The organism is Pseudomonas sp. BP6, from assembly GCF_017875935.1.
Taxonomy (GTDB): domain Bacteria; phylum Pseudomonadota; class Gammaproteobacteria; order Pseudomonadales; family Pseudomonadaceae; genus Aquipseudomonas; species Aquipseudomonas putida_Y.
This window is the reverse complement of the sequence record NZ_JAGINI010000001.1, coordinates 4,065,304-4,077,190: the sequence shown is the minus strand read 5'-3', so window position 1 is coordinate 4,077,190 and position 11,887 is coordinate 4,065,304. Positions and strand designations below refer to the sequence as shown.

Genomic DNA, 11,887 nt, shown 5'->3' with positions numbered 1-11,887 from the left:
AGGCTGGTTTGGAAAGGCGCTAAGGTAGTAAGCGCGCAGGCGCCGTGCAAGGTCCCAGGTCGGTTTATTTGATTGCGCGGGTCAAACGTCGAAGTGCTCAGCCAAGGCGTCGGAAAAATGCGTGCAATTGATACGCGTGTAGCGTTGATAGTCACGGCTCACCGCGAATGCAGAGCCGGGCATCAGCAGGATCTTGTGCTGCTCCAGTTTACGCATGAAAGGTTGCAGGTCGGGCAGGTCCGGGTGGTAGACCCAGAGGAACATCCCCCCTTGTGGTGCAATGTCGAACTGCCAGCCGCGCTCGAGCAGCAAGCGTTGGGTTTGCACTTGCTGGCGAATCAGGCGCTGCTGCACGTCCTTCATGTGCCGGGCATAGGTGCCATCCGACAATATGGTGTTGACGAAGCGTTCGCAAAACGCCGGGACAGCAACGCAGGTCAGCAGTTTAAGGCGTGTGAGCGGCTCGATCAGGTCTTGCGAGCAGGCAATGAACCCCACGCGCAGCGATGCCGACAGGCACTTGGAGAAGCTGCCGATGTAGATAACCCGGTCAAGGTTGTCCAGCTCGGCAAAGGTCTGGCGCACGGCGGGGCTGAAGTCCCCATACACATCATCCTCGACCACGAAGAACTCGTGCTCCACCGCCAGGCGCAGGACGCTGAAGGCGTTGTGCGGGCTGATGTTGCTGCCGGTCGGGTTGTGGAAGGTGCTGTTGCAGAAAAACGCCTTGACCTTGTGCCTGGCCAGGTGGCTTCTCATTTCTTCCACGTCCGGCCCGTCCTGGGTCCGCCGAATGCCGACGACGTGCCCGCCCGCCAGCTGGATCAGCTTGATCAGGTTGCCGTTGCCCGGTTCGTCGACGAAAACGTGGTCGCCTGGTTTGATCAGCAACCGTGCCACCAGGTCCAGGCCTTGCGTAGCACCCAGTGTGGTCAGCAACTGGTTGGGGCGGGCTTCGACACGGGTCAGCCGTTTCATGTGCACGCACAGCTGTTTACGCATGGGCAGGTAGCCCTGGATGTCGCCGTACTCTGCCAGCGAGCTCTGCTCCAACCGCGCCGTGCGCCGAATTGCCTTGGCCAGCAACTCGGTGTCGCGCCATGCAGGGGGCAGCCAGCCGCTGCCCAGTTTGGTGAAGTGCTGGCCGCCCTGCAGCAGCCGGAACAGCGGATCGCCGGCCATGCACTCGGGTTCGTGGATCACGCTGGTTTGCCGGGCGCGGTTTGCCACGAAGTAGCCACGGCCGGGTGATGCCGTCAACACACCTTCGCTGACCAACTGGGCATAGGCCGATACGACGTCGTGGTAACTGAAGTCGACTGCCGCCGTCAGCTTGCGGATGGAGGGCATGCGTTGCCCTGGCAACCACTCGCCTGCATCCAGGCGTTGTTTCAACAGGTGATGAAGGCTGCAGGGGGTCATGGCAGGTCCGAAACCGTTAGAAAAAAAAGCCTAACAGTTAACGGAAATGCTTGTCGACTGTTCGTTTGCAAATGGCCAGCACATGCCACTATCCCCGTGTCGAAACTTTCGGCTGCCAACAAAGGCGGCACTTATAGCGTTTGTGCAGACCCGACAACTGGATATCAAGCCCATGCACCCTATGGACATGCAATCAGCCGTCATTGCCAGGCTTCCTGTCCCTGACGAACTGGAGTCATTCAAAGTTGTAAAGAATCTTGTGACCTCGGCGTTATTGGAGTGTTGTTCAATCGTCGAGTTCGAAGCACTGAAAGAAACATCGGTCATTGAAAGTGTGACTGAACAGGCACATGCCGATTTGCAGGCATTTGCCATGAAAGATCCGGCTGCCGGCCGCGACCTGGTATTCATTGCAAAAACCTACACCTCTTATTCTGCGGTTTTGCATTATCGGCTTGCCCATTGGATCTACAACAATAGCGCCGCTACCTACGGCGCCGGCGGCCAATGCCTGGCCGCCATGATTTCCCGGCGCGGAAAAATGCTGTCGGGGGCGGAGATTCATTTCCGCAGCCGCATCGGTGCGCGCTTCATCATCGATCATGGCATGGGCACCGTCATTGGTGAAACGTCGACCATTGGTGACGATTGCTACGTGCTGGGCGGGGTGACCCTGGGCGCCCGCGGTATCAGTGACAACCCCTCGAACCCCAGGCATCCGACGTTGGGTAACCGGGTACAGATCGGCGCTTTCGCCAGTGTGCTGGGCGCAATTCATGTGGGTGACGGCGCGTTTATCGGACCGGGCTGCATTGTTACCAAAGACGTCCCGGCCGCTGCCCGGGTACAGGTTAAAACATCATTGCAGGTGGTATTGGAATCATGAACTCTCTTAACTATGAAGTTTTACGAAATACCGAGAAACTGTATTACAAAGACCAGTACCTGGCGGGCGCGAACACTCAAGTAGCACGCGTGCACAGTGACGGCATCGAGTTGTTGAGCACAGTGGCCTACCCGGAAGGTGGCGGCCAGGAAGCGGACTTCGGCACGATTGAATTACCGGTGGGTACCGTGCGATTCATCTGGGTTAAAAAACTCTACGGTAGCCCTATTCGCCTGGAGGGTTTCAAAGGCGGAAAACTGGGCGGCATCATTATTCACAGCTTGCACCCTGATGATTTGCACTTGCTTGATGAAGTCACCGTAGGCATGCCGGCCCGCGTCACTATCGATATTGAACGGCGCGAACGGCTGACGTTGTCTCACAGTGCCAGCCACTTCCTGTATGCCGCCGCCATCGGGCTGCGTGAAGAGCTGAAGCAATGGACGATCGGCTGCCATATCAAAGAAGACACGGCACGTTTCGACTTCCTGGTCGAGGACGCGTTCACGGCTGAAGACGTACTTGAAATAGAACGACGGGCGAATGAACTGATCGGCTGCGATGCGCCCATCGAGCACTACGCGGTTCAAGGCCTGGAGGACGCGCGTTTGTGGACCTACAACGGGATCGAAATCCCGTGCGGTGGCACGCACCTCGATTCGCCTCGGCGCATCGGGCGCCTTGGCGTCAAGCGCAAACGCCTGGGTAAAGGCAAGGAACGGCTGATCTGCGTGTTCCCCGAGGCCGAAATCGACCTGTCCCCTTATCACGAGCACGCATTATGAACAGCACGTTACCGCGGCGCACGTACCTGTATTTCACCGCACAGTCGATCAACCTGACGACTGCCGTGATGTCGGTGACGATGGCCGCCATTGTCGGGGCCTCGTTGGCGCCTGACGCCGCATGGTCCACGGTGCCGTACGGGTTCCAGTTTCTTTGCCTGATGTTGGCAACCTATCCGGTTTCCAGGCTGATGAGCCGCATCGGCCGTAAAAAGGCGTTCATGCTGGGCGCGATTCCCCTGGCGCTGTCTGGCGTAAGCGGCTTTCTGGCGGTGGAGCACCAGCATTTTCCAACGCTGGTCCTCAGCCACTCAGCATTGGGTGTGTACATCGCGTTCGCCAACTTCAACCGGTTCGCGGCAACCGACAATCTTTCCCAGGCCTTGAAGCCCAAGGCGCTTTCGCTGGTCGTGGCTGGCGGGGTCATCGCGGCTGTCGTCGGGCCAACGCTTACCGAGTGGCTGCGTGATGTTGGTGGCTTCCCACTGTTTTCGCTGTGTTATGCCGCGTTTGTCGGCCTGGCGCTGCTGTCGTTGTTGATTGCCCTGTGCCTGCCCAATGATGCGGGTACGGCCAGCGCGATCAACAGCGCAACACAGCCGGCAAGCACCCGCGCCGAGCCGGCAGGCCCGAGCGTGGTTGTGGCAATGGCTGTCGCTGCGCTGGGCTACGGGATCATGAACCTGCTGATGATCCAGGCTTCGATGCACATGAAACACATGCACGAGGACTTCACTGACGTCCGACTGGCGATCCAGTGGCATGTGATCGCCATGTTTGCCCCGTCGTTCTTCACCGGCGCCATCATCCAGCGACTGGGTATCAAGACCACCATTTGCGCGGGCCTGGCCCTGTTGATCGGTTGTTCGGCGATGAATATCTGGTCGCACAGCTACGCCATGATGACCCTGGCACTGATTGCCCTTGGACTGGGCTGGAACCTCACTTATGTAGGCGGAGGTGCGTTGCTGGCCCAGTCACTGCAGAACAGCCCGGCCGCGATGCAGATGCAGGGCAAGAACGACCTGGCCATTGCCATTTTTGCCACCCTCGGCGCATTCAGCCCTTCGCTGTTGCTGAGCTCGGTTGGCTGGGACGGTACCAATGCCATCTGCATGGTCCTCTGCATGGGGCTGCTGGTTGCCACTGCCGGGCTGCTGCAGAACAAGGCCGGTCTGCATACTTCAATGGAAGGTAGCCGCAAATGAGCGAGCTCATCAGTGTCAGCGATCGTATCTACACCAAACTGGAAATGAACAACCCGGGCGGTAGCCACAAATACCGGGCGGCGCGGCAGATCGTCGAACATGCCGTGCGCAAGGGTGACATCACTCCTGGGGTGACGACCGTCATCGAAAAGACCGGTGGCAGTTTCGGCTTTGGCTTGCTGGCGGCTTGCCACAAATACCAGGTCGCCGTAGAGCTGGCGGTCGGGCTGAGTTTCAGCCAGACCAAGCGGGATCTGCTGGAGTGTTTCGGTGCCCGACTGATCGGCAAGGAAATGCTGATGGCCGGTGCCACACCCAAGGACGTGGTGATGCATCACCTGGATAACCAGGCCGCGCTGGGCAAGTCATACTTCTACACCGACCAGTTCAACAACCCGGTAGGCATCGAGGCCCACCGCTATCAGACCGCCAGCGAACTGGCCATGCAACTGACCAACGCCGGGGCGGGGCGACAGATCCTGTTCGTGGGCTGTGCGGGTACTGGCGCCAGTTTCACGGGTATCACCCTGGGGCTGAAGGACCATGGCTTCGAGGTGTCGACGGTGCTGGTCGATCCCAATGGCTGTGACTCGAGGGCCGGCGTGTTCGCCGATCATCGTTTTGAAGGCATGGCCGTGGGCGTTTGCCCGCCGTTCATGGACTGGTCGCTGGTGGACGAGCGGGCCCAGGTGCACCATGCAGAAATGCTGGCCGCACAGCGCTGGTTCTACATGCAGAGTGGCATTTTCGTCGGTAATACAGCCGCTGCCTGCCTGGCGGTTGCCCAGCGCATGGCCCAGCACCCGCAGTATGTCGAGACCACCCTGGTGACCATCGCCTATGATGCCGGCCTCTGGTACCAGGACCTGCTGGGGGCTAACCGGCGAAAGGCCGCGTAGCCTACCTGTGCCAGGCTCATGATTCAGAGGCTGGCACGGTACCTGTGGGAGCGGGCAAGCCCGCGAAGCAGGTGGCGCGGTGGATGGCACGGGCTTCGCCCGTGTTCGCGGGCGCGCCCGCTCCCCACAGTGTTCGCGCAATCTCTCAGTTTTTTATCGAGTCAGTCGATCAGGCGCCGTGGCACTTCTTGTACTTTTTCTCGCTACCGCACGGGCACGGGTCGTTACGGCCAACGTCCTTCAGGGCGTTGCGTACCGGCTCCTGATGGCCGTGGTTGCAGTGCGGGCCGTGTACATGGCCGTGATCGTGGTGGTGATCATGGTCATGGTTGCAGTCAGGGCCATGAACGTGAGGCTGTTGGGACATTGCAGGGTTACTCCGGTATGTGATCGCCGGAGATTATCTCACCACTGCGTGATATGTGCAGGTCCCGATGGATGAGCAACCCGGTCGCCAGTTCGCCCTGCAGGGTGTAATGCAGCGGCTGCTTGCTTTTCAGCAGTTTGGCCAGTGGCTTCAGGTGCTGCCACAGGTTGGTTCGTGCGGTGATCTTGAACGTGCGCCGTGCATGCCCGCCCACGCTGCGCCATACGCTGGCTTGATCCTGCACCAGTAGCAGGTCATTGAGGCGTATTGCATACGACACGTTGCGAATGAACAGGCGGCTGTCATTGGGGTTGTCGACCCGCAGGTGCAACACGAACTCCTGTTCCAGCAACCTGGCCTTGACTGTTTCGACCTCGACCAGATGCACTTCGGGCTCGCGCCAGTCCTCGCCCCAGCTGGCACAACCCGTCAGCCATGCCAGCAGCGCACCGAGCAGTAGCAGACGGGTGCGCTTGATCATGTTCAGTTCCCTACGTAGCTGGCGCAGCATTTCTTGAATTTTTGCCCGCTGGCGCAGGGACAGGGGTCGTTGCGCCCGGCCTTCAGCCCGACCGTTGGGTCGATGAAGTACCAACGACCGGCATGCTGGACGAAGGCCGAGCGTTCACGGTGCTGATGATCGCCCTCTTGGTCGTGCCAACGCGCGGTAAAGGTGACGAAGCCGTGTTCCGGCTGGCCGCCCAGCACTTCTGCGCTTTCCACCTCCAGGCCCAGCCAGGTGCTCTGTGCACTCCAGTCGGCGATGGCAGCACGGTCCAGGTCGGCTTGCTGAACCGGTAGGGTGGTGGCTACCAGGTAGTCGACCAGGCCCAGCACGTACGCACTGTAGCGTGAGCGCATCAGGGCCTGGGCATCCGGTGCCGGGGTACCGGCATGGTAATGCCCGCAGCAGGCGTCAAGCAGGTTGCCACTGCCACAAGGGCAGACCGAGACACTCATCATCACCACCAGTACTTGCCGAAGTTTTCAGGGTTGGCCCAGAACCTGGCGTTGAGCCAGTCCGGTACCTGCTTATAGTCATGTAGATCATAGGTGAACAGGCTCAAAACCTGTTGGTCACGGCGGAATTTCTCGCTGGCCGACAAGGCCAGGGCGAAGAAGTCGGTGTCCTGCCAGCCGCAGGCGGCCAGGTCGGCCAGCACTGCAACCCGGCTGGCGTTGAGGTTGCGAATGCCGCCGAGCAGCTCCAGGCCGGTGCGCTTGGGCAAGTGCTCCAGGCAGTCCACCAGTACCGCCAGATCAAAGCGCTGGGCGGCCAGTTCGGCCGGCAGCGGGCCAGGGGCGGCGATGTCGATGGTCACCTGGGGGTGCGCCTGGGCGAAGGCGTCCAGCGCCGGAAAGCGCGTACCTACCAGCAGCAGGCGTCGCGGAGTGAAGCGCTCGAGCAGGGCTGCCAGGGCCTGTTGCGGGGTGCGTTTGGAAAAACCTTCGGTCATTGCCATTCCTCGTTCTAGTCGTCCAAGACTAGCGGGCTGCGGCGTGTGGGCAAAGAGGCATGTGGCCGTGACGTAGCTTATTGCTGGCAGGGTTGGGATGAGCGGTCTTTACTCCCAGAGATCGGTCTTATGCCGATTCCCCCTAGGAGAAGCAATGAAATGAGCATAGTACGCACAGCGATACCCCTGGTACTGCTCACCAGTGTGTTGACTGGTTGTGCAGGTTTGCAAAAAACCGACTGGCCGAAATGTGCCGCCGTCGGGGGTGTAGGCGGCGCCGCCTTGGGCGCCATCGAAAGTTCCAGCTGGGCTGGCTGGGGTGCGTTGTTGGGCGGTGGCCTGGCGGCGGGCTATTGCTGGGCCCACGGCGATGGCGACGAGGATGGCGACGGCGTGCCCGACAGCCGTGACAAATGCCCTGGCACCCCGCGTGGTGTGCAGGTCGATGCCAACGGATGCCCGCCTGAGCCGGTCGCGGTGGTCGAAGAAGTGGTGGTGCAGAAGGAAGAAGTCATTGTCATCCGTGATGTGCACTTCGAGTTCGATTCTGCGCGCCTGACTGCCAGTGACAAAGAGCGCCTCAATACCATTGCCACGCGTCTGAAGCAGGAAGCGCCATCTGCCCGCCTTAGCGTCAGCGGCCATACCGACAGCGTCGGTTCCGACAGCTACAACCAGAAGCTGTCCGAGCGACGTGCCCATTCGGTGACCGATTATCTGGTCGACAGCGGTGTAGCGCGCAGCAGCTTCGTTTCGGTGGTCGGCGCGGGTGAGACCCAGCCGGTGGCAGACAATGCCACAGCCGAAGGGCGTGCCATGAACCGTCGTACCGAGATCAAGATCCAGCGGTAAGACGGCGTGCGCTCGTGCCTTGAGCAGTGGCACGGGCGCATCTTCATGCCGCCCGGCCGTTTGTGGCCAATGACACAGGAGCATTCAGCATGAGTGTGACGTCGAAGGCGGCATTGCCGCTGTTGGTGGCTGCCAGCCTGCTCGCGGGCTGCGCTACGCACAGCGATGGCAGTGCGCCCCTCAATCAAAGGACCTGGCCCATCTGCAGCCTGCTGGGCGGCTTGGTCGGTGGTGGCCTTGGCGCCATCGAGAGTTCTTCCTGGGCTGCCGGTGGTGGTGCCCTGGGCGCCATCGCCGGGGGGCTGATTTGTTATGCCCAGGACGGTGACGAAGACGGTGACGGCATTTTCGATCGGCGTGATCACTGCCCCGAGACCCCAGCCAACACGGCGGTCGACCACATGGGTTGCCCACTCAGACAGTACCCGGCAGCGCCACCTGCCAGTGCTCCCGAACCCTCGCCAGAGGTGATCACCCTCGATGACAACGGCGCGGTGATGTTCGCCTTCGACTCCGCCGAACTGACGCCGGCGGCCCAGCAACGCCTGCAAGGCCTGGTGGCGAAACTCAACTCACCGACGGTGGCCAAGGTCCGTGTGATCGGGCATACCGACAGTGTGGGCTCCGACAGCTACAACCAGGCACTTTCCGAACGCCGCGCCAGCAGCGTCGCCGAGTACCTGATTGGTCAGGGCCTGGAGATGGGCAAGGTCACCAGCCAGGGCCGCGGGGAAAGCGAGCCGGTGACCGACAACGAAACCGAGGAGGGCCGCGCGCGCAACCGACGGGTGGAGCTGCACTTCAACTGAGTGGTGCAGGCGCCTGCCTTGGCATTACCGTCAATGTCGTTCGCACGGTTTGCTCGATCGGGTCGCCTCGACATGACAACAATCTATAGGGACGGGTATGAAGTTCATCCTGGGTCTGGGCAAGGTCCTGACGGTCGCTTTCTGGGGGGTGTTGTTGTTCAATCAGCTGATGCCACAACCTTTGCCCTTCAATCTGCTGATCAATGCCACAGGCATCGTCTTGTTGGGTCTGCACTTGCTTGAAGTGCTGTTCTTCAATCGCAGCCTGCGCGGGCGCAGTCACCGTTGGTTTGACCGGTTGCAAATCCTGTTGACGGGGATCTTCCATGTCATGTCCATTCCCCGTGTGCGCGAGGCGCCGCGGGTGAAGTGAGCTGCAGTGGCTGTGACTCTCACCGCGATCCCTTGTGGGGCTTGCCCGCGAACACCGGCAACGCCGGTGACATCCACCGTGGCACCGGTTTCGCTACTGGTTGCGCGCAGAACCTGTCAGATCACCAGCCGCGAACTGGCCACCGCAACCACGGCCAGCCCCAGCAGCAGATTGACCCCCACCATCCGCCGAATGCGCCCCAGTACCGCCGCCCCCGTCGGCCAGTCCTCGGCCTGCACTGCTGCCTTCAATTCCGGCAGCAGCAACGCCTGAATGCGCATGAACAAGGCAAGCATGGCGATCCCGCCACCGATCATCACGTGTACGTACCTGGGTGCTGTCTCGAAACCGCTGAAGCGCATGTGCAACATGCCGATACCACTTATCGCCAAAATCGCCACCGCCAGCCAGACCCAGCCGAAGAAGCGTCGGAAAACTTCCACCCACAAGCGCAGGCGGGCAGGCCCTTCCAGGGCTGCAACCGTTGCCGGGCGCAGCACCAGCCAGGCGAAGAACATGCCGCCGACCCATACCAGGGCGGCCAGAACATGCAGTGTGTAGGGCAGGGCAAAGGCGAGCATTCGGATCTCCATGCGGCAGAAAGGGCAATAGCGGGGTATGATAGCCGCCCCATGCGAAACACTGAAAATATATCCAGCCCTCCGGGCGCCTGCAGACCATGATCAGCAACGAACTCAAAGCCACTATCCAGGGCGCCTATTCGCGTTTTCTCGAAGCCAAGAGCCTCAAGCCGCGCTATGGCCAGCGCCTGATGATCGCCGAAGTGGCCAAGGTACTTGGCGACATTGCCTGCGACGATGAAGGCCGCCGCGCTGGCGAGCCTGCGGTGGTGGCCGTGGAAGCGGGCACCGGTACCGGCAAGACGGTAGCCTACAGCCTGGCTGCCATCCCGGCTGCCAAGGCCGCGGGCAAACGCCTGGTGATCGCCACGGCCACCGTGGCCCTGCAGGAGCAGATCGTCTTCAAGGACCTGCCCGACCTGATGCGCAGCAGCGGCCTCAACTTCAGCTTCGCCCTGGCCAAGGGCCGTGGCCGCTATCTGTGCCTGTCCAAGCTCGACATCCTGCTGCAGGAAGGCCACGCCCAGTCCGCCACGGCTCAACTGTTCGAAGAAGAAGGCTTCCGTATCGAAGTCGACGAGCGCAGCCAGAAGTTGTTCAACAGCATGATCGAGAAGCTTGCCGGCAACCGCTGGGACGGTGACCGTGACAGCTGGTCCGAGGCCCTGGAGGACCAGGACTGGGCACGCCTGACCACCGACCACAGCCAGTGCACCGGCCGCCACTGCCCCAACTTCCAGCAGTGCGTGTTCTACAAGGCCCGCGAAGGCATGGGCAAGGTCGACGTGATCGTCACCAACCACGATATGGTCCTGGCCGACCTGGCCCTGGGTGGCGGCGCGGTACTACCCGATCCGCGCGATACCATGTACGTGTTCGACGAAGGCCATCATCTGCCAGACAAGGCCATCGGCCATTTCGCCCATTACTCGCGGCTGCGCTCTACCGCCGACTGGTTGGAGCAGACCGCCAAGAACCTGACCAAGCTGCTGGCCCAGCATCCGCTGCCCGGCGACCTGGGCAAGTACATCGAGCAGGTGCCGGAGCTGGCACGAGAAGTACGCACCCAGCAGCAGTTCATGTTCACCCTTTGTGAACAGGTGGCCGACTTCCGTCCCAGCGAGGACACAGAAGGCCGTGAGCGCCCGCGTTACCGTTTCGAGGGAGGGGTGGTGCCGGAGCAGATTCGCGAAGTGGGCATCGAACTGAAAAAGGGCTTTGCCCGCCTCAACGATCTGTTCACCCGTCTGGCTGACCTGCTCAAGGAAGGCATGGACGGCGAGGTCAACATCGGCATCGCCAGCCACCAGGCCGAAGAGTGGTATCCGTTGTTCGGCAGCCTGGTCACCCGTGCTCAAGGCAACTGGGAGCTGTGGACAGCCTTCACCGCAGAAGACCCGGAAGACAGCCCCCCCATGGCGCGCTGGCTGACGTTGGCCGAGAGTGGCGCGCTGTTCGACATCGAAGTCAACGCCAGCCCCATCCTCGCCGCAGAAATGCTGCGGCGCAGCCTGTGGAGCGTGGCCCACGGTGCGCTGGTAACTTCGGCGACATTGACCGCGCTGGGCAAATTCGACCGTTTCCGCATGCGTTCGGGGTTGCCGCGCGACGCAGTCACCTGCGTGGTGCCCAGCCCGTTTGTGCATGGCGATGCCGGCCTTCTGCGGGTCCCCGACCTGCAGGCCGACCCGCGCGATGCGGCAGCGCACACCGCGGCGATCATCCGCGAGCTACCGAACATTGTCGAAGATGCCCGTGGCGCGCTGGTGTTGTTCTCGTCACGCAAGCAGATGCAGGATGTGTTTGACGGTCTGGACCGTGACTGGCGCAAGCTGGTGCTCATCCAGGGTAACCTTTCAAAGCAGGAAACCCTGAACAAGCACAAGGCGCGGGTCGACGATGGCCAGCACAGCGTGCTGTTTGGCTTGGCCAGCTTTGCCGAAGGCGTCGACCTGCCGGGTGCGTATTGCGAACACGTGGTCATCGCCAAGATTCCCTTCGCTGTGCCCGATGACCCGGTCGAAGCTGCGCTGGCCGAGTGGATCGAGGCACGTGGCGGCAACCCGTTCATGGAAATTGCCGTGCCCGACGCCTCGTTGAAGCTGATCCAGGCCTGCGGTCGCCTCCTGCGTACCGAGCAGGATCGCGGCGTTATCACCTTGCTTGACCGGCGCTTGGTCACCCAGCGCTACGGCAAGGCTATTCTCAATGCGCTGCCGCCGTTCCGGCGGGAAATTTCCTGACCGCC

The 11,887-nt window shown here is 61.3% G+C and carries 14 protein-coding genes; 8 read left to right on the top strand and 6 right to left on the bottom strand.

Going from position 1 to position 11,887, the window contains the following annotated elements; genetic code table 11:
* Positions 1 to 81: 81 nt before the first annotated feature.
* Entirely contained in the window at positions 82 to 1,422 is a 1,341-nt protein-coding gene (locus J3A98_RS18520; RefSeq protein ID WP_176685338.1) for a PLP-dependent aminotransferase family protein, read from the bottom strand.
* Positions 1,423 to 1,594: 172 nt separating this feature from the next.
* On the opposite strand from J3A98_RS18520, the gene J3A98_RS18515 reads away from it, so the two are divergent.
* The 4 genes from J3A98_RS18515 to J3A98_RS18500 are packed head-to-tail and all read left to right on the top strand — an operon-like array spanning position 1,595 to position 5,200.
* Entirely contained in the window at positions 1,595 to 2,308 is a 714-nt protein-coding gene (locus J3A98_RS18515) for a serine O-acetyltransferase (RefSeq protein ID WP_176685337.1), read from the top strand.
* Positions 2,305 to 3,093, top strand: a complete 789-nt coding sequence (locus J3A98_RS18510; protein ID WP_176685336.1) for an alanyl-tRNA editing protein — start codon at positions 2,305 to 2,307, stop codon at positions 3,091 to 3,093. The genes J3A98_RS18515 and J3A98_RS18510 overlap by 4 nt, the downstream gene beginning before the upstream one ends.
* Positions 3,090 to 4,301, top strand: coding sequence for an MFS transporter (locus J3A98_RS18505; RefSeq protein ID WP_209967684.1), 1,212 nt, complete (start codon positions 3,090 to 3,092; stop codon positions 4,299 to 4,301). The genes J3A98_RS18510 and J3A98_RS18505 overlap by 4 nt, the downstream gene beginning before the upstream one ends.
* A complete protein-coding gene (locus tag J3A98_RS18500) occupies positions 4,298 to 5,200 on the top strand; it encodes a pyridoxal-phosphate dependent enzyme (RefSeq protein WP_209967681.1) in 903 nt (300 codons plus the stop codon). The genes J3A98_RS18505 and J3A98_RS18500 overlap by 4 nt, the downstream gene beginning before the upstream one ends.
* 169 nt (positions 5,201 to 5,369) lie before the next feature.
* On the opposite strand, the gene J3A98_RS18495 is transcribed toward J3A98_RS18500, so the two are convergent.
* From J3A98_RS18495 to J3A98_RS18480, 4 genes are read right to left on the bottom strand one after another with little or no spacing between them, the layout of a single operon-like run.
* Positions 5,370 to 5,567: an SEC-C metal-binding domain-containing protein gene (locus J3A98_RS18495; RefSeq protein WP_003254900.1), complete on the bottom strand. Its 198-nt coding sequence runs from the start codon at positions 5,565 to 5,567 to the stop codon at positions 5,370 to 5,372.
* A 7-nt stretch (positions 5,568 to 5,574) separates the two neighbouring features.
* Positions 5,575 to 6,048: an LEA type 2 family protein gene (locus tag J3A98_RS18490; RefSeq protein ID WP_176685333.1), complete on the bottom strand. Its 474-nt coding sequence runs from the start codon at positions 6,046 to 6,048 to the stop codon at positions 5,575 to 5,577.
* A gap of 2 nt (positions 6,049 to 6,050) precedes the next feature.
* On the bottom strand, positions 6,051 to 6,527 hold the full coding sequence (locus J3A98_RS18485; RefSeq protein WP_209967679.1) for a YchJ family protein: 477 nt from the start codon (positions 6,525 to 6,527) through the stop codon (positions 6,051 to 6,053).
* A 2-nt stretch (positions 6,528 to 6,529) separates the two neighbouring features.
* The gene (locus J3A98_RS18480) at positions 6,530 to 7,024 is read right to left on the bottom strand and encodes a DUF6231 family protein (protein WP_209967677.1); all 495 of its coding nucleotides are present in this window, start codon (positions 7,022 to 7,024) and stop codon (positions 6,530 to 6,532) included.
* A gap of 159 nt (positions 7,025 to 7,183) precedes the next feature.
* On the opposite strand from J3A98_RS18480, the gene J3A98_RS18475 reads away from it, so the two are divergent.
* From J3A98_RS18475 to J3A98_RS18465, 3 genes are all read left to right on the top strand, one after another.
* Positions 7,184 to 7,876, top strand: a complete 693-nt coding sequence (locus tag J3A98_RS18475; RefSeq protein ID WP_176685325.1) for an OmpA family protein — start codon at positions 7,184 to 7,186, stop codon at positions 7,874 to 7,876.
* An 89-nt stretch (positions 7,877 to 7,965) separates the two neighbouring features.
* Positions 7,966 to 8,685 carry an OmpA family protein gene (locus J3A98_RS18470; protein ID WP_209967676.1) on the top strand — a complete coding sequence of 240 codons (720 nt, stop codon included), beginning with the start codon at positions 7,966 to 7,968 and terminating at the stop codon, positions 8,683 to 8,685.
* A gap of 97 nt (positions 8,686 to 8,782) precedes the next feature.
* Positions 8,783 to 9,058 (top strand): DUF1145 domain-containing protein, encoded by a 276-nt coding sequence (locus J3A98_RS18465; protein ID WP_209967674.1) that lies wholly within the window; start codon positions 8,783 to 8,785, stop codon positions 9,056 to 9,058.
* A gap of 116 nt (positions 9,059 to 9,174) precedes the next feature.
* Here J3A98_RS18465 and J3A98_RS18460 read toward each other — a convergent pair whose 3' ends face one another.
* Complete coding sequence (locus J3A98_RS18460) at positions 9,175 to 9,639, bottom strand: CopD family protein (protein ID WP_020191313.1); 465 nt, start codon at positions 9,637 to 9,639, stop codon at positions 9,175 to 9,177.
* Between the two features lie 98 nt (positions 9,640 to 9,737).
* On the opposite strand from J3A98_RS18460, the gene dinG reads away from it, so the two are divergent.
* Complete coding sequence (gene dinG / locus J3A98_RS18455; RefSeq protein WP_209967672.1) at positions 9,738 to 11,882, top strand: ATP-dependent DNA helicase DinG; 2,145 nt, start codon at positions 9,738 to 9,740, stop codon at positions 11,880 to 11,882.
* Positions 11,883 to 11,887 lie beyond the last annotated feature (5 nt).